Here is an 18890-nt window from a genome sequence, read left to right as displayed (position 1 = left end):
TTTTAAGTATACTCATTTAATGTTTTACAAAAAAAACAATTTTAGAAGGTAACGGTTAATTTCAATTTTCTTTTACATCTATTATTGATTAATTAAAATAGATTGGTGAAATTGTTTTAATGATTTTTCAAATATTCATATTATCAATTGAAATTTGGTATAAAAACAAACAGCAAACAACCCTAGAGAATCACCTAATAAAACACATATTAAGAGTTCAAATGATTCACTAGGTATAATAACAATGTTCAAATCAACATGCTATACAGATTTAATTAATTATGTGAAAGATTTAAAACATTACTTTTAATTATAAATTAAATTATTATATCTAAATTTGAACTACGGCAATGGTGGCCAGAGATGAAATAGACTTAATTTTAATATGAATAGCTCATAGCTAATTCATAACTTAACCCTAATAAATAGTATACTTTTAATTATTTGATCATTGTCTTGTTGTATGTATAGTCAAACTCAACAACTAAATCGAAATTGGTTGCTTTGATTAACTGGAAACGTGATTAATGATCATATATTGTCATCAACAAACATTGAGCGCGATTGAACCCAGTTATGTATCAATTATTATTGCTATTTAATAGATATGAAATAAAATATTAATCATAACGTATTATATTGATAACGTTTAATTATAATGTTCGCGTGAAAGGAGTGCTTATTTTGCAATAAATAGAGAAAATCAAATACCTTATCTTAATAAAATATTCGACTTCCTCTATTTTATTTATGCAACTAGCCAATATTTACCGATGAATTGCCCATCAAAACGCCACCACAACTGACTGCATCACCCGTTCTCACCGCAGGTTTCCCATCAATAAATACGCTACTGGAACCTTCGACAATAGTTCTTGAATGACCGCCGTGAGGCGCTAAAGTATCACCTTGTCGAGCAACCGCTTTACCATCCACTTTAACCGTTAATGAACCAGTTATTACTTGAGTCGGGCCATGCTTTCCATGGCCTGTATCTAAATCACCGAGAAGAATAATGTTTGGCATAATTAATCATCTTTGCTAAATAACGGGCACAAATTTGCCATCAATTAAAGAAAACATTGGCGAATATGTAAATACACCTTCAACACCATTAGAACTAACATAATACATAACTAATGGAGAAAATTCCTTCTCTTCTTTATATACCATTTTCACTAGGCGTCCTTTATTAAAAGAAACAATCTCATAGTTATTCCAATCTATTGGTATCATTTTTGCTTTTTTACGTTTAAATTCCTCTTCAAACTGATGTGAATCAGATATTTTATCTGGTGTGGAATCTGAAGCAACAGCCCAAGCATCTAAAGAAATGGCTAACGATTTTTTAATACCGTCAAGGTCTCTATTATTAAATTCTGTCCACAATTTTTCATATGCACTTTTCAGTTCATCAATTTGCTGTTGAGTACCGGTGTATGGTTCAGATGTCACCCATTTCCATTCCGGTATACCATTAATGACAATTTATTTATCAAACTGATAGATGGTCATACCATTTGGATATTCATTTTCAGGCACTTCCATGATTTTATTTTTAGTCAGTTTTTGAGTATATTCTTTTTTTATAGTCTTTATTATATTCTTATCAATTTCATTATCTAAATACGCTTCAGGAATACCTTTTTCATTAATTTTTATATTAATTTCACCTAATGACCCAACCTTACCTTGTTTATAATCAATAAATCTGACATCAGCTTTACAATATGCATTCTCATTAAAAATATCCTTCTCTTTTTCTGATTTTTTTTCTTTTGAAAACCATTCAGGTGAAGACATGTCTATTGTAAAAGTATTTATTCCATTTTCTAGTAATAATAATGAATTTGTTGCTGTCGTTCCTGCCGGAATACCATCTAAAACTGCATCCCTATTATTTACTCCAGGTACACCATTAGTTTTTATTTCACAAAAGGCATATTTAATATCTACCCCTGTCTTTACTGAATAACTTATTGTTGATGCCATTGCCACATTTCCTATTATCATTAGAATAAAAGAAAGAATAATCTTAGAAAATTTCATTTTAAGACCTATAATTTATTGATTCGATAAACATCCAAAATAGGGTTGCTATATATTGTAACAACATGTGGTTCAATCTGTTTTCTAGGTTTTATTACACGTTGCTTCCCCGCTATATTGATTCTAACATCAGAGTCTTCAGCTTTTAAGGCTGGTGCTATTTGATATAATAAAGGTTTTGATTCAGCAAAAGACTGACTTTGGCTATTATTCAGTTTTCTATTTTTTCTTAGTATTAAATCTACTTTAAACCAAGCTTTTAAAGATATACCATCATGACAAGCCACCACATCGATACCATCATCGTGAGGGTCAATTTCAAATGTTCCTTTGGTTTCTAATTGAAAGCCTGCATTTAGACTAGCCTGCATGTAAAATATAGATGTTTCTACAGAAACACTAACTAAACTTTTAATACCTAATTCTACAGCCCCCTTATCACAGCCAAACTTAGAACCATCCTTTAATGTATGTATTCTTCCTACTATTGCATGAACTGAACAGCTAATAACAATTTCAGCTTCAATCTCTGCACTAAAAGTATTTTGTGTTCCATTATTCTCTTGGAACTGCTTATTTTTTTTACTTCTATCACTTAATGCCGAACGCAATTTTTCTACAGCCATTGCAGTACCAGGACCTGAAATGCTCGCAAGAAGCTGTATCACATCAATTTTAAAATCAAAACCAATTAAAGGTGTACCTTGAATACCAATTACTGTTTTAGGATTGGGTGGATTTTCGATATCCTCATGAAAAAATGTCAATCCAATTTTAAGTGGGTTTAATGTAAAACTAAAAAGTGGAAAACTAGGTTCTTCACTTTTTTTAGCTGACGGCGAAATATGTAAAAACCTATCTTTAAAAATAGAGGTAAATTTATCAATTTTAGACAACCCTTCAAAATCACTGAGTAGCTTCGTTTTTCCACTTTCACCTTGATAAGGTATCAATGAATATTCTTGGCCGCCGACATTACAAGAAAATTCAACCTCAAATGACATTTTATCTGTTTTAAAAAATGGTACCGTATTGAGCGTCCATCCTTTATGTAAATGATTTAAATCTTTTGGTAAAACCTGCCCTTTCTCTTCTTTTTTCTTAATTATTAGATTACGTTGCTCTGCTTTACGATCTTTATCTTCTCGAGTACCGGTTTCTGTTGACCATGAGAAGCTTGCAGAAAAACCCACCTTGAATGACGGTTTTATTGCTAATTGAGCATCTAAAAATGTGTTATTACATCTATCAACCTTTAGATTGTAAAGGTGAGGATTTTTAAATGCATTAACTGGAGCCATAACATTGGCGATTAAACCCGTCACCTTTGTGGGTTTTAGTCCGAAAGGTGGTGCGCGTCTTATCTTTTGGTAAATCAATGGGTGGGCGATTACGGCCATTGTAAGTACATCCGGTAATGATGGGTCTATCAATATCACCATCTAAATAAGACACTATCACTTCTTGCCCAATTCTGGGGATCGACATAAACCCAAAGCCATCACCATTCCAGCCCTGTGCCACACGCACCCAGCAGGATGCACTGTGGTCGGGTTTTCCCCGTCTGTCCCAATGAAAATAAATCACGACTTCCCCTTTACTGTTCGTGTAAATTTCCTCGCCTTCGGGCCCCACAACGGTGGCTAATTCATCACCATCGGCTGTCGGTTTATAGCTATAGGGTGGGCGCCATTCTTGCGTGCCGGGGATAAAGGTGATGGTATTGCTCAATTGCGTCCCTTCGCCGCCACTGTTGTCGGCAAGGGGTTGCACCCCATGATGGTGCGCACTGACCACTTGCCAGTTATCATTCATTTTACTGCTGGGATGATTGCTCAATGAAAAAATGCGGCCCGGTGCCAGTTCAATGCAGTTGGTACTTGCCGTGCCCATTTGGCGTTGATTTTGTGACTGCTCGTAACGCAATTGGTTAAATACCTGACCTTCTGCGTCCTCTTGAAAACGCCCGTAACTTTCAAAGATTTCATGTTGTTGATGGACTTCCCCCGTCACTTGTTGGCTCAAGGGGTAAGAAGGCCTCTGCGGGTTGTAATCTTTATCTATCCGAATATCACTGCACAGCCGCTCCGCATAACGCCAAGCGGTCACTGTGCTGTCGGTAATATCCGTTTCTGATTGGGGGTTGTAAGTGAGCGAAATTCCCGCTTTCATGCCCAAATGGCGGTCACTGTAAAAGAGCTGCGGACCTTCTTCAAACCAGAACGTAATGCCTTCTTCGGCAGCCAAGCGACACCAAAAATCGTACAAGGTTTCGCGTTTTTGGGTGATGTATGAGCGTTGACGATGTTCATCGGGTTGATAAAGTAATTTGTCGGCCTTAATGTGCGACTCTTTTAGCAAGGTTTCCAGTATGGTTGGCACTGTGGTGTCTTGAAAAATACGGCTGTCTTGCTTAAGTGTCATCACCCACATTTCAGGGCGTATCACAAATTGATACCACGTTTTGACGCCATCGGTATTGCCTTGCTCTGCACTGGCAAGAATACCTTGCACACAACGGGTCACCACACCTTCACGCCGAAGGGTAATTGAGGATGCCATACCCAGCACATCATGAAAATCAATGTCCGCCAGCGGGCTGACCGCGTGGATTGTTAAGGTAAATAACTCAGATAATCCCTCATGCAAGTCAAATTGAGTGACTTGAAATGTCTCTTCCGGTAGCCCACCAATTTGGCAGGTAAATACTAGCCCCGAGTAACGTTTGCGATTTGCAATGGCCTCGTAGATATCCACTTTAGGGATCGTGTTATGGGTTGTCGCGCTTAAGCGCTGAGGTTGAGGTTTGGCTAATAATGCCTGCCAGTGATTGGCGGCTTTTTCTGCTGAGGACGTATTTTTTATCGACATAAAAGGGATTAACTCAATGATTGACCAACGTTTTTATCGATGACGAGCCCCGAAAGGCTCGTGAGAAGCGGAGTAATTAGGCTTCGAGCGGTGCGCGCCAGTCGTCTGCACCGGATGTGCCTGCGCTGGTGTGCTCCCAATCAATTTTACGGTACGCCAGTGACACTTCAATCAGCTGCGTGTAATCYGMTTTTGCTGGGTCTTGGCAGTGTGGCATCTGGCAGTCGATGTTGACAATAGTGGCATCCGTCAGCGTGGTAGTGAAGAAATGCTCTTGTTTTCCTTCAATCGAGGTGCGATACCATTTCAGTTCYACTTTTGGCAACATTTCACCTGAGGCCAATGCGTTATACATCAGYGGAACYGCTTTGTTCAGGGCAACGGTGAAACGGAATGGTTTGTGCGCACGTTGRCCTGAAGGTTGACCAGATTGCGGGTCTGTTGGCACGGTAACCACGTGAGAAAATTCTTGGACTAACATTTGGTCTTCATGACCTTGCACATAAATGTTACCCACAGATTCTGGGGTAAAGGCATTCGCAGTGATGTGACCTTGGGTTTTTCCTTCGATAGAGATATAACATGGMGTTGGCATAATACGTCCTTTAACAGTATAACAAATGTCAGTTTACATAAGAGCAAGATAATCTTYGCTCAATTCCATTATRTTCAGCCAATGCGCATGGTGATTTCGGTTAGTGGAGATAATATAGAGGGGGTAATGAGGTGTAAATACTTAGGAATAATCCGAAYCTCGTAGGATAAGTGACTCAGCGTAAAAAAATTGTAATCTTGTTATTTAATCCTTTCGTTTATTCTTAATGGGATAGATRAAAAGTGGATATCCCTTTCGGTTTTTTTCGTTTTTTTGTTRAAAACAGTTAACCCATTAAAATCAAATAAAAAATGCTATGTACATTGAGCAAAAAAATGATTAGGAATAATCTTACAACACCACTTTCGTAATTCATTGTTTTATCATTAAATTAATAATTACACTTCCGGATAGTTTAAAAAAAGAGATAAAAAGCCCATTAATAAGTTATTTATTTTAAAAAGCTAAATATTAATATTATTTTGTATCAAAATTATTTTATTCTTTTTATTTATCAATAAATAAAAACTATCGATTGACAGGGTTTATTGGTGGGATTGTTTAAAAACAATCTCGATGACATGAGTTATTGTAGATATAGAATGCACTATCCCACCGCTGAATTAAGCCAAACACCGTCCCAAACCTGCACGATTTGCTTAATTTTTAGCTGATTATAATAGATCTTGGTATTTTGCCTCACATTGCTAGGCCAGCGTTCAATTAAACGAGGAAATATTGTTGCTATTCAGGAGGAGTATTAATCAAGATATCAGGTGATTAAAATTGTGCTATTTAATGAATCCATATAATTAATGTAATGTTCTTCTTTAAGTTACCACACATTTAAATCATATCGATAAGTTGTATTTCAATATTACGAACATGCTGTATTTCCCAATAATAATTGAGTGACATTAAGGGTCACTCAATTATTATTTAGAAGATTTGGCTAATTAATCCCAATTTAATGTCACTGTAGAACTCCCCTTAAAATGTCCTCGTCGATTTGCACGATCAGGGGCGGTAGTACATAGGTCAAATCGTAATTTTATTTCGCCTGGAATGGTTACTTGTGATGCATTAGGCGCGTTATTAAAAGAAATCCTACCCGGATCAGCTGAATTAGCAACACATCCAGCATCCGGAGCACCTGATACATCTTTCAATACACCAAGAAAATGGGCGGGTGCATATTGTTTAGTCTCAGGATGTGTTAATCGCCCATAATAGATACCACCATCCGTTAATGAATCAAATGAGATTGATGCCTTTTGTGATGCCCCAGCCATGCTACCGGAGGAATAAGTACAAGTGACATTCAGATCAATATCTTTAGATGCCAGTAAATCATCTTGGGGTTCTTTCTCTGACATATTAAATTCACCAAATACGACTGGAGGTGCATTAATACTACAGGATTGAATTGGCGGCGAAACTTCAAAAGTAATAGGTGTTACTTTAAAAATACACCCTTCTCCATAGATAAGCCCAAGTCCATGCGCGGGATCACCAACTGAGTATTTTCCAGGTTCCGCATTCGGCCCAATAATGATTTTAAAAGTCAGATTACCATCACTATTATATGTAGATAAAACGTTGGGCCCACCCTCTGCTGAACCACCAACATATTGGTTCATTGTTGAACCTATTGCCCCAACATCCCGAGTGACATTTTGGAAAGAAACCCCAGATAAAGCGGGTGTTACACTTTGAGATATACTGTAACTTCCTCCATTCGATTCCCATTTAGCCTTATAATCACCATTCTGAGTAGTCCAATATCCCCCTACCATAGTAAAGTTTGTCACCACAGAACCTTGAACAGAAATACCAATATCTTGAGCTAATCCATATGCATTAACACCACTGATTATCTGATTTGAAATAATTGCAACCCCTGGTGTTAGAACAACATCCCCAGATGTATTGCGCCATCCACCCTCAAGACCTGGAGTAACACATGATTGCATTTCAGCAACAGAAACATTAGAAGTTAATGTTTTTTCGTAAATAACCCCCGCACCTTTAGGAAAAAACCCAAGATTTTCAGTATGTCCCTGTAGAGGTATCGCCAATAGAGAAAAAATCATGCCCCCCATTCCCCAAATTTTACATTTGGCTCGTAAATGAAAATCTCCTTCTAAGCTGTCAGCGATTGTTTCATTACAAGAAAGTTTATTTGACTCTCTTATTAATGAATGGGCAGATATTGATTTATTGTCCATGATTTATACTCTCATCATTGTTCCAGATTTCTGTTGCCGAGATATCATTTGATGGCATAGCCCAACGGGAAAAAACCGTTTCCTCTTGAGGTAGATGCGAAGTCAATGTTGAATTAATTGGTTTAACTTCCGTTACTTTTTCCGAAGATAACCCTATTTTTTGTGTTCTGTTTGGTCTGCATTCCCACATTGATAAGTTACTTGGCGAATTGGGATATCCTGATTAATAGTCAAATGTGATAAAGTAAATTTCACCTTACATTGACGATCTGTTTGTTCTCCCCATTTAACAAGTAGTTCCCCCTCTTCAGGTAAGCCCGATAAATAAACTTGCCCGTCATCCCCGACAATGCCACTGATTTCCATATTGGCAGGCTCATCAAGCAATGAAACTACCGCGCCAAATGGCACTGGCTGTTGGTTACTTTGTTGGAGAGTCATCAATACTTGATAGCCAACACGCGTTGCAATATCAACTTTCACTACCGCGCCACGAGTTGGATATACATTGGCATTAGAATGAATGACATCAACATTTTCAGGTAATGTAGAAGGGTCAATACCTACGCTATTTTTCATGTAATCTGATAAATACGGTGCAACTGCATATCCTTGCCAATCGACTTTAGCATTACCATTCATCAAACTCGCGCCCTGAGCCTCTGGAGCATTGACTAATGCCACGGAATCCCCCATTAAACGAGATAACGTCACACCACCGCTATGGACCAGCACACCGCCGCTTGCATTCATATTAATAGTTTGCACATCATTGCTATAGCTGTATCCCGTGCTGATACTGCCTTTGCTACCTTGATAACCTAAATTGGCGTTACTCGTGGCCGTTTGGTTTTGATTTCCCCAGCTTTGTGAGACACTGTAAGACATTGCACTATCAAGCATACTGCCACTAACACCCACTTGATTCTGAGTACGTCCATGATTGTCATGCGTTATTGATGATGTGGCATAAATAGATTGCAAATCGGGTGAATAGCCAAAAATACGAAAAGGAATACTCACATTAGCGCTAATCTGACGATTTTCAGGCCAAGAGCCATGTGCATCTTTCATACGGTCAATGTTGTAATTCACACCAAAGCTAACACCTTTAGCCGTACCACTGTACCCCAATGCTAATCCCGTTAACGTTTTGTCATTTCCCCAATAGTCATCACGGTTAGCACGAAAACGCAGCGTGCCGTATGAACCCAATTGTTGACTGAGTTGGGTTTGAAAACTGCTGCGACGTCGCTGTAATGTCCATGGACTCACACCATCTTCAAGGCGATAACCTTGGCTGTTAAATTCACTGAAGTTATAATAATGCTCAGTAGAATAGCGAAGTGCAGTTAGATCAACAGAAGTTCCTATTGATACCAAACTCTTTGAATAGCGTAATCTATAAGATTGGCCTGTTTTACGTGTTGATTGATCATTCTGTGTTTGTAACTTTGCGATGGAATGAGTGACATCAGCAGAAAGAGCACCCAGTTCTCCTAATGAGGCGCCTGTTCCAGCAGTTGCAGCCTGATAATCTTTAGCAGCCAATGCCCCGCCAAAAAGCGTAAAGCCACTTTGTAAGCCATAAACACCTGTTGCCAGCATAAAATCAGACTGACGCGAACCTTGAGTTAATGATCCGTTATAACGCCCAGAAGTCAGCTCATACTTCCAGCCACCAGGTCGTAACATTATTGGAAGAGCAGAATATGGCACGATGAAACGCCGTTCAGTTCCATCCGCTTCCGTGACCGTCACATCGTAATCACCAGATAAACCCGCTTGTTGAATATCATTAATATAGAAAGGACCTGGAGCAACATAGGTTTCATACACCACATTACCATTTTGTCGCACTGTGACGCGCGCATTGGTGTTGGCTACCCCACTTATCGCTGGTGCATAGCCACATAATTGGCTAGGTAACATTTGCTCATTTGATGTTAATTGTATGCCTTTAAATGGCACACTATCAAAAATCTCACCATCAGTATTCGCTTCACCAATAAGAAAAGAAGAACGTAATCCCCTGATATCACGCGATAAATATGAGTTTGTAAATTGGGTACTGTTCTCTGTCTTATTATTTTGACCAACTTTCCCGTTATATTCAAAACGCGTATGCGTCATGGTACTCCGAAGTCGCCATGGCCCCAAATTTACTCCACCACGAACAGAAGCATACACGTTATTTGTATGTGTTGATCCACCACTATTTGGATATTGACGGCTTTGGCCTGCACTCAAGTTGTAGTTAAGTAGAATAGCGGGGATTCCATTTTCCCACATATTTGGATTTACATAATGCGCATAACTTGGGATCATTGCCACCTGAGGAATGCTGATATCCAAACGTAATCGTGCTAAATCTAATTTTGTTGTCGCTTGGGGAATGTACATTGATAAATCATTTATAGAAGCATCTGCTGCCAATGATTTTAAATCAGCAATATTAGGAACATTGACTCCCCATGATGCCAACTGCTCCGGCGTTAATACAGGAGAAATAAGGCGCTTATCGTTTTCTTCAAAGTGTAACGTAAATTGACCAACATCTTGGTTATTCACAAAAACAGAAACAGTATATTTCCCTTCCGCAACACCGCCTTCTTGACTAAACATAGAGAGATCTACAGGGCTATTTTCACCACTTAAAGTCAAAAAGCTTGGATCAAAATAATCTTCACCAAACACAACTGGAGAAGATCCCAACAAGACACTGGTACTCAGTAAACTAAAACGAAAAAAGATCGGCAGCATTGTCTGGTGATATTTTTTGTTTTTATTATTTGTTGTTGAACATTATGCATATAAAATTTCCAATTCATTATTCACGCTAAAATATTCCGCTAACAATCTATCCACGGTAAAAACGTGTTCTCTTCTTATCATTGAACGTGATGCAGCTTTTGTGTTTGTGCAGGTGTATTCATTCCATCATCACCAATAGTTTGCCAACTAACGACGTCACCGGAATGTCGAGCTAAGGTAAACTGAGCTTTTGAAAATGGCGCCAACATACGCTGTGAATGCAATGGCACTGGAACACGGTTAATTTGGATATCACTTAACGTCACGTAATAAGGTGTTGGATTGGTGACAACTAGTTCTGAATTCTGACGTGTAAATTGCAATTTTTCTGCTCGTTCAGTAGACGTCATTAGTGGCATTCCCGCGGGGCGATAAAATAATTTAAGGTTATTTTGCAATGCTAACGCCATTGATAGCCCCGCTTTATCAGCTAAATTCTTTGGAAGAGCTTGGCTTGGTATTGCTTTTAACATCAATGTAAAGACTGATTCTCTATCTTTCGGTAAGGTATTCTTCACAAGACGAATACGCAGTACAATCGCATCATTGGGCGAAAAACGTACCAAAGGAGGTAAAATAATAAAGGGAGATAAGGTAGTCTCTTTATCCTCTTTCATCGCGGAAGGATGCACATTTATATCGTTCACAAGTTTAGGGTCATGGCTATCTTGCGACGCTAAGACTGCATTGCGCCAAGGTTGTATCCGTGATTGCAATAAGTAAACCTGAGATGATCGATTTGTCACCGTAAAAGTCATACCATTTTTGGCATCGCCGGGATAAATTACGCGAGTGCTTTGCAATTCAATGCCAGTAGGCTCTTTCGACGTGATGGCAGCAGCCATGTGCCCATAACACAGCACACAAACAACAGCCCCCAAGCGCGCTATCCTTGATAACATCATGATTTTTCCTCTCAAATTTAACGTGTCCAGCGAAACGTCTCACTAAGACCGCCATGATCATCGATTACTGACCATTGGATATCATCAGCAAGTCCTTTTACTGCATAGGCTTGACTTGAAAATGGGGCGACCATAGCGCCTTGCTCACGTACATTCACAAGCCGACCATTTACTGACAACTGGGCTAATGTTTGGTAATAAGGCGTAGGATTTTTGACATGCAGCATTATTCCATCTGATGAAAAGGAAAATTTCCCGGGTGCTGCTAAAGGTGAAATAGCCAAACCTTCAGGTCGATAAAAAAGCTTAATCAATGTGCGTATACCAAACGACACTTGCGTTGTTGTCGCACTGCTATTAGCTTCAATACCTTTCTTTACCGAGGGAATAGCTAAAAAACTTAAATAAAAAACGCTTTCTCTGTCAGTAGGTAATGCAGATGTATCATTTTTTGAGATTAATACTGTATTTCGACTCTCTTTCTCTAACCTAAACAAAGGAGGAGTCACAATAAAAGGTAGCGTTTCCGTTGATTTAACTGTGTTATCAGGCGTACGTTGTACTCGGCTGTTCACTAAATACACTTGGTCACTGCGGTTATTCAATGTGACTTTAGTACTTTTCATGTTGGCATCAAAAATAACGCGGGTTTGACTAATACTAATCCCCCCCTTAGCCAAGCAATTTGTTGCAATTCCTAATGCACTGAAACTGACTAATAAAAAAAATACGGTCAAAAAATGATTTTTTTGCCATTGAATGAACCTATTTTTAATCATTTTAATGCCCTATTCATACACAAAATCAAACGTTACCGTTGCTTTAAAATCACCACCTTGGCGGCTCGCATAATGACAATCCCCACAACTTAATTGCGCTGTAATTGGCAAAACGGTGGTTATTGAACTTAATTCCGTTTCTGCTGACCAATTTTTAGCTTCAATTTTACTTGGGGAAATTGCTAAGTTATTGTTACCGTTAAAAGATGCATTGCCTGGTGTACTTAACAATACCCCATAACCATTAGCGTCCATTGACGCAGATTGATCACGAAACATTGCTACACCAAAATCAGTCGTTGTTTGCCCGCTAACGTATATTGCAGGCGTTAACCCCCACCCTGAGCAGTTAATTAACGTAAGATCAAATACTTTTTTCGTCGCTGCACTACCTTGTTCAATATCAGCAGACAGCAATACATTTCCGTCATTAAATTGAATTGGTGGAATAGCACTTATCTCGCATCCGCCGCCAACAAAGGTCACTGAAAATTCAATGTTATTAGTAGCACTGCCAGCTAGAGCTGAGTTTCCCCAACTCATCAATAAACTTGTACATACAATCGCCAATTGTTTTCGCGATAATGTGAAATATCTTTTTTTCATCCTCCCTCCATCAATCTATTGAAACGCTACATTGAGTGTTAGCGAGGCATGAAAGCGCCCTGAATTTATATTTGATTGCAATGGTCCAACCATTCCGACCCATAATATTTTTTCTGCCTGATAATGATTATTGTCATCCAATAAGGTGAGTGGTTGACCAAGATTGTTATTACCAATTGCTTCACTTGGGCGGTAAAAATCCGCTAAGCCAATCGGTGAATTATCTGCCGATTGACGAACCATAAAGCCCACTCCATTTGGTGTGCCATCTAAAAAGACAGTATGTTCAGCATCACCAACATAAGGTGTTGTTCCGAGAAGTGTTAACGTAGGTAAAATACTCTCTGTTTCATCTACGCATGACAGCTGCATTACCAATGGCTTAATTTGGAAGGTTTTTACTGCTCCAGTCAGTTGATTAGTTTGTAAAGGTATAAATTGCAATACCGTTTCAGGTAGTACCATTTCACACCCCAAGCCTTTATTAGCAATGACGGCATTTATTGACAAAGAATTATTTGTATTAGCTAGCAAAGGTGGCATATAAATAGCCATCGCCAATGTAATCACGCCTAAACGTGATAAAAATGAAGGCAGTAATGTCATCACAAGCTCCGCAAATTAATCGTATTGAAAATCAAACGTCACGCTAGCTTTTAGCTCTCCGCCAATACGCCCCGATGCATTACAATCACCACATGTCACAGTGGCTGTCATCGGTAAAGTTCCTTCAATAGTTTTCAAATTGGTACTTGTATCCCAACTGGAAGACACTGAAATCATTTTATTTTCAGCTAAATTTTGGTTTTCTTTGAAAGTCGCATTGCCATTAGTTTGCAATAAAATGCCATATCCCACTGAAGTCGAATCAGAGCTATCTATAAATAGAGCTTTGCCATAATCCGTAGATGAAGTGCCAATGACTGCAATTTTGGGCGTAACTCCAATGCCTTTGCAATTTGCAAGTGTCAAATTAAATGTCTGCTTAGCGACAGAATCAGCAGCTTCAATTTGGCTTGGTAAAATAGGATCATCATTATTAAACGCAATCGATATAGGAACACTAATATCGCAGGAACCCTCATAAGCAATTTGCGCGCTAAATTCCACAATTGCAGGTGCCGCAATGGCTGGCATTACGCTAAATAATGTCCCCACGATAGCGCCAAAAAAAGTTCTGAAGATAATTGATTTATTGAACAACACCATGAAATTCCTCCGTCCCACCATAATCATTAATAGCCCGCCATGTTACATTCCCACCAATATTTACATTGGGATAATGCATTTCGCCAAAAGGTGGAATAAGCGTATTTTGAGTTTGTACACTCATTGGCACTTTATATTCACCCACAGTCAATGATGATAAGGTGATAAAATAGGGACTTGAGTTTTTAACATTCAATACCGAGCCTTGGCGTGAAAATTGCAAAGCAGACATCGCTTGCTGTTGCGATATTGGCAATCCTTGTGGCCGATAAAACAACTTAATCACACTTCCTGTTGATACAATAACAGCGCCACCAACTTCAGATTTAGGCGGGTTATCACTATCAACTCCAGCGGGTAACGCGATAACGCGTAGATAAAAGACAGATTCTCTATCTTTTGGTAATGGCGTTTGTCCTGTTTTTAATATCCTTAACTGATTCTTCATGCCTTTTTCTAAACGAAATAAGGATGGTGTAACTGAAAAAGGGGTTTGGGTCTGAGTTCCTTGAATATCTCCAAGAACTTGCGCTTTGACTAAATACGGTGAGGCTGATGAAGCACTATTACTTATCCCAATAGTTTGGCCTTGGGTCGTGTCAGCAGATGAAAAAATGATACGAGAGTTATCTAAATAGATCCCCGCTATAGCGCTGGCACAAGTAAAGTAACCCACACATAAAAAAGCTTGCAGCGAACGATAAAAAAACATCAACATAAACTCCAATTCTACGCGGCAAATACGCAGGGAATATCCCCCTGCGTTGTTGTATCGTCCTGATAAATTAGTTAACGATATAAGCCACTAATATAGGTGCGCTATATGCACCAGGTTCTGGAGTTCCAGTCGTTGATCCCATACCAACCTTAAATGAATAATTAGCGCCTGTTGCATCTGTGGCAACTGTAACTGGAGCACCTTCACCACTTTTAATGACAGTGTCATTTGCCAACGCAACCATAAAACCAACTTTATCGCTGTCCTTACTCACAAAAATGTTTTGGTTGTTATTAGCAATAGAAGTCAGCCCTTGAACAATTAAGCTACCTTTTTCTTCAGCTGCATCGCAGCCAGTTAAAGTAACAGGCATATTGACAGAGCCTAATTTTTGATTTGCGACAAAACTAGCAGATGGATATGTCCCCACGTTTAAAACAGACTTACCGCCATTAACAGTCACATCACACGTAGTAGCTGTAATAACACCTTGTAAGGTGACTTCCGCAGATGCGTTATTAGCATTTGCATTTAAACTCGCAGCAGATAGCCCTGCCAATAAAGTTGCAGTTAAAGCTACTTTGTTAAAAGACATAATTATGATTCCTTTATAGGTTTTGGTTAAAAAAATAAAACTTATTCATTAATAATAAACTTAACAAAAAATTAACATAAAAAATAATAGATATTTATAATATATTTAATAGAATTCAGAAAAGACTAAAAAATTAAATAAAAAACATAAGCAGAAGATTATTAATAAATTAGCATCTTTATTTCAAATAAATCTATTTTTATAAAAAATATTATTTATTTTTTGTATAACATCATTAAATAACAAGCTATTTATAACAGGATAAAACAATGCATTATATTCAACATATGTTTCTGGAGATACCTCTTTTAATATAAGAGATACGCCAACGAAAAAATCTCCTAATGTTATTTTTAGTGCATGCAATATGCAAATTAATACATTGAGATCAATTCTACATGTTCCACGCTCATAACGTGAAATTTGTTGCTGTGAAATATTCATTTTTTTTGCAAGTTCATTACCCGTTAATCCTCGAGATTTTCTTATTCTATAAATCTGCCGACCAATAGCATAGTTGATATATTGTTTGACGGTTAATAAGTCACCATTATGCATATGAGCCATACCTCAATTCGGTTAAGCCAAAAACGCAACAAAATAAATTATTTCGTTGCATTTTTTCATCTCTAGACTAATAAATATTAATAAGTATTAATTTAAGCATTAAATTTTTATTTATTTATCATATATGGATTAAATTAGCACAAAAAACCATTCGATTTGGATTATCACTATTGAGAATGCAATCGCAAACCCGCATGACACCGATATTGAGTGAAATTTTTGTTTCATAAACTACACTTTTTTTTATGCAAATTTACTGAAATCGCTCTTCAAGGTAATTTGATTTTATAAAATGACTCTAGTAAATTAATATCCAAAATAAGGCAACGAAATAATTTATTTTGTTGCATTACTTTAAAATAAAATACATTAAATTCAGTTAGTTACAAAAGCAACGCAGTTAATGACAATCTTATAAAGATGTTTTTTTTATGACACACATTATTAAATAAAATAATTATTCAAATTAAGTGACAATTTTACATTCATTATATATCCATTATTTTTATTAATATAATTGCTTACAAAGCACAAAAAAAGCGGATCAATATATCATTTCCATATAATATGATATGAGTGAGATTTAGAATTCAACCTTATAAAATATCTATATATAATTATGAATTAATAACGCTTACTGATAATTTATTTAAACTATAAAAAACACATACCTCAATAAAAAAACGTCTTTTATTCACTAGATTATTGTAGCAACAATTTTATCTAACTTAACCAATACTTAAATAATGAGTAATTAATGTAGATTTCCTTATTAATACAACGATTGATATAACATATACTCTTTAATAACGTATATGTTAGATTAGTTTAAACCTAAAAGTTATTGTAAACATTGATAACCCTACCTCATAAAAAATATAAGTTAATTAAAATAAATTAGAATGTAATCAGTAAAATAAACACCAAAACACCAATGGAAATGTTAATTTAATGTTAATTATTTTATTAATGCAGCTAATTTATAAAAATTCATTCCCTTTGTATTTCTTCTTTAAAAGAAGAAAAGTTAGAAAGTGTACAAATAATATTAATACGCCATCTGTTATTGAATGGACAAATGTGGCAATTAAGCCCGTTCAAGGTGCAAGCTATGGGACAAAATCAACAACATTAAGTTATTCGTGTGAAACAGAGTTAAATGCTTATGCTGTCTCCTCTAAAATCTCTTTAGGTACAACAGATACCCGTAAACAAAAACTTTTTTAAATAGTAAAGCAACAGGACATTATGTCACTGACAGCTTAAAAATAAACCGCAGGGCTTCGTAGGAAGTGATTTTCTATTTGATGGTGAAAGTAATTTTACTGGAAATAATTCAGGGAGTGTCACAATGCAATGGGATCTTTGTGGCCATAGGCGAGAATCGGGTAAATTTTATTCCGGTGCAGTAGATGTTTTTATCGTTGCAAGATAATTAAACCTAAAAACCGAGCTCCTCAAACCTACCAACCTAAATAACAACATCAGTAAAGTACTCTATTTTGCATAGAGTACTTTTTATTCATGAGCAATTAATCAATAAAACGCCCTAATTGTAAGCGTAATATTTCGTTTTCACGCCTTAAAATTTCATTTTGATCCAGAAGATTAATTGCCATTGCAATACCTGGCCAATCTATTTCTAACTCATGGTAAAGACGAACGGCTCTTTTCACAATAATGATTGATTGCTCATCAAACAACCATTGATTATTCATTTCAATGGGCTGAACTATCCCCAAGCCAACTATTTCGTATAATTCATCTTCGATGAGGCCAGTATGAACACAAAAGTCAACAATGGTTAATGGTGCAAATTGTTCCATTATTTTCCTCCCCAATTTTTACGTGGGTCAAAACTTTGTTGGGTTTCGGCTAATTTTTTCCACAGTTCATCTGATTCGGCATTACTTGTCGTAGGCATAACAATTTTTATAATGGCATATAAATCACCTGCGCCTCCTTTATGGAGCATGCCTTTGCCTTTTAAGCGCAGTTTCTGTCCTGCTTGGCTATTAGCTGGGATAGTAATAACAATCGGATCGTGTAAAGTTGGTACTGTCACTTTCGTGCCAAGAGCCGCTTCCCAAGGTGCTAAAGGCACTACAATTTCAAGGTCTTTACCTTTAATATCAAATAATGGATGAGGTGCGAGACGGATAGTTATCCAGATATCACCATTTTCCCCCCCATTTAAACCCGCAGTTCCTTGCCCTTTTAAGCGAATACGCTGCCCATCAATAACACCCGCAGGAATGGTAACATTTAATGTTTTTGGAATTTCATCCTCAACAAATCCATAAGCATTATAAACAGGTAATCGATAACTAATTGTTTGCTTATGAGCTTTTTGGCTTTCCTCAAGGAAAACAGGGAGTTCAACTTCTAGATCCTGGCCTCGCTTACTGTACGCATTTCTTGATTGTGAACCAGAACTACGTGCGCGCTGAGAGAACATAGATGAGAAAATATCCTCAAAATCACCCGCTTCAAAATCTTGTTGAGAATAAGAATGCCCTTGTTGGCCTCGATTAAACTGATTGAAATAAGGGTCATTTCTGTGTTCCCACATTTCATCGTATTCCGCTCGTTTTTCTTTGTCGCTTAATACCGCCCAAGCCTCGGCTATTTCTTTAAAACGCTCTGCCGCATTTGCTTCTTTACTGACATCAGGGTGGTATTTTCGAGCTAAACGACGATATGCAGTCTTAATGGTTTTTAAATCATCGGTGCGTTTTACACCCATGATGCTGTAATAATCCTTTAGTTCCATCGTCATGTCTCGTTCACTTGTATGTTGAATAGAATTCTTATGGTGTTTAACCTTACTTTTTACGTATGAGTCAAACATAAGCACGGCTTTAAGTTTAACTTAGGATATTTAAGCAGTAATTGGAATAGTGCGGAGGCGATAAAAGCAAATATATTGATATAAAATGGCATTGCCGCCCATT

18 protein-coding genes and 1 pseudogene are annotated in these 18890 nt (G+C 37.4%); 1 reads left to right on the top strand and 18 read right to left on the bottom strand.

Features of this window, described 5'->3' with window-relative positions:
- Nucleotides 1-756 precede the first annotated feature (756 nt).
- From OO7_RS05020 to OO7_RS04945, 16 genes and pseudogenes are all read right to left on the bottom strand, one after another.
- On the bottom strand, nt 757-1026 hold the full coding sequence (locus OO7_RS05020; protein WP_008914882.1) for a type VI secretion system PAAR protein: 270 nt from the start codon (nt 1024-1026) through the stop codon (nt 757-759).
- A 15-nt stretch (nt 1027-1041) separates the two neighbouring features.
- Nucleotides 1042-1455: a hypothetical protein gene (locus OO7_RS05015; protein WP_043892652.1), complete on the bottom strand. Its 414-nt coding sequence runs from the start codon at nt 1453-1455 to the stop codon at nt 1042-1044.
- Between the two features lie 33 nt (nt 1456-1488).
- A complete protein-coding gene (locus OO7_RS05010; RefSeq protein ID WP_169337384.1) occupies nt 1489-1992 on the bottom strand; it encodes a hypothetical protein in 504 nt (167 codons plus the stop codon).
- A 65-nt stretch (nt 1993-2057) separates the two neighbouring features.
- Nucleotides 2058-3350, bottom strand: coding sequence for a hypothetical protein (locus OO7_RS05005; protein WP_008914881.1), 1293 nt, complete (start codon nt 3348-3350; stop codon nt 2058-2060).
- Nucleotides 3351-3360: 10 nt separating this feature from the next.
- Nucleotides 3361-4920, bottom strand: a pseudogene (gene tssI, locus OO7_RS05000) (type VI secretion system tip protein TssI/VgrG); the annotation flags it as partial.
- 76 nt (nt 4921-4996) lie between these two features.
- A complete protein-coding gene (locus OO7_RS04995) occupies nt 4997-5515 on the bottom strand; it encodes an Hcp family type VI secretion system effector (protein ID WP_008914879.1) in 519 nt (172 codons plus the stop codon).
- A gap of 956 nt (nt 5516-6471) precedes the next feature.
- Nucleotides 6472-7743, bottom strand: coding sequence for a hypothetical protein (locus OO7_RS04990; RefSeq protein ID WP_008914878.1), 1272 nt, complete (start codon nt 7741-7743; stop codon nt 6472-6474).
- 153 nt (nt 7744-7896) lie between these two features.
- Nucleotides 7897-10506, bottom strand: a complete 2610-nt coding sequence (locus OO7_RS04985) for a fimbria/pilus outer membrane usher protein (RefSeq protein WP_043892650.1) — start codon at nt 10504-10506, stop codon at nt 7897-7899.
- A 128-nt stretch (nt 10507-10634) separates the two neighbouring features.
- Nucleotides 10635-11462: a fimbria/pilus periplasmic chaperone gene (locus OO7_RS04980; RefSeq protein ID WP_052329017.1), complete on the bottom strand. Its 828-nt coding sequence runs from the start codon at nt 11460-11462 to the stop codon at nt 10635-10637.
- Nucleotides 11463-11479: 17 nt separating this feature from the next.
- Entirely contained in the window at nt 11480-12241 is a 762-nt protein-coding gene (locus OO7_RS04975; RefSeq protein WP_008914875.1) for a fimbrial biogenesis chaperone, read from the bottom strand.
- A 9-nt stretch (nt 12242-12250) separates the two neighbouring features.
- Nucleotides 12251-12847, bottom strand: coding sequence for a fimbrial protein (locus OO7_RS04970; protein ID WP_008914874.1), 597 nt, complete (start codon nt 12845-12847; stop codon nt 12251-12253).
- Between the two features lie 15 nt (nt 12848-12862).
- A complete protein-coding gene (locus tag OO7_RS04965; RefSeq protein ID WP_008914873.1) occupies nt 12863-13453 on the bottom strand; it encodes a fimbrial protein in 591 nt (196 codons plus the stop codon).
- 15 nt (nt 13454-13468) lie between these two features.
- A complete protein-coding gene (locus OO7_RS04960) occupies nt 13469-14056 on the bottom strand; it encodes a fimbrial protein (protein WP_008914872.1) in 588 nt (195 codons plus the stop codon).
- The gene (locus OO7_RS04955; protein WP_008914871.1) at nt 14040-14768 is read right to left on the bottom strand and encodes a fimbrial biogenesis chaperone; all 729 of its coding nucleotides are present in this window, start codon (nt 14766-14768) and stop codon (nt 14040-14042) included. The genes OO7_RS04960 and OO7_RS04955 overlap by 17 nt, the downstream gene beginning before the upstream one ends.
- 73 nt (nt 14769-14841) lie before the next feature.
- A complete protein-coding gene (locus tag OO7_RS04950) occupies nt 14842-15369 on the bottom strand; it encodes a fimbrial protein (protein WP_008914870.1) in 528 nt (175 codons plus the stop codon).
- A 183-nt stretch (nt 15370-15552) separates the two neighbouring features.
- Nucleotides 15553-15927, bottom strand: coding sequence for a helix-turn-helix domain-containing protein (locus OO7_RS04945; RefSeq protein WP_008914869.1), 375 nt, complete (start codon nt 15925-15927; stop codon nt 15553-15555).
- 960 nt (nt 15928-16887) lie between these two features.
- On the opposite strand from OO7_RS04945, the gene OO7_RS04940 reads away from it, so the two are divergent.
- A complete protein-coding gene (locus OO7_RS04940; RefSeq protein WP_008914868.1) occupies nt 16888-17163 on the top strand; it encodes a hypothetical protein in 276 nt (91 codons plus the stop codon).
- 305 nt (nt 17164-17468) lie between these two features.
- Here OO7_RS04940 and OO7_RS04935 read toward each other — a convergent pair whose 3' ends face one another.
- Together OO7_RS04935 and cbpA are read right to left on the bottom strand one after the other, a co-directional pair.
- Entirely contained in the window at nt 17469-17762 is a 294-nt protein-coding gene (locus OO7_RS04935; RefSeq protein ID WP_008914867.1) for a chaperone modulator CbpM, read from the bottom strand.
- Nucleotides 17762-18709 carry a curved DNA-binding protein gene (gene cbpA, locus OO7_RS04930; protein WP_008914866.1) on the bottom strand — a complete coding sequence of 316 codons (948 nt, stop codon included), beginning with the start codon at nt 18707-18709 and terminating at the stop codon, nt 17762-17764. The genes OO7_RS04935 and cbpA overlap by 1 nt, the downstream gene beginning before the upstream one ends.
- Between the last annotated feature and the right edge of the window lie 181 nt (nt 18710-18890).

This window comes from Providencia sneebia DSM 19967, from assembly GCF_000314895.2.
GTDB lineage: Bacteria > Pseudomonadota > Gammaproteobacteria > Enterobacterales > Enterobacteriaceae > Providencia > Providencia sneebia.
Note: the sequence above shows the minus strand (reverse complement) of the source record. Positions and strands in the feature narration are given on the sequence as shown.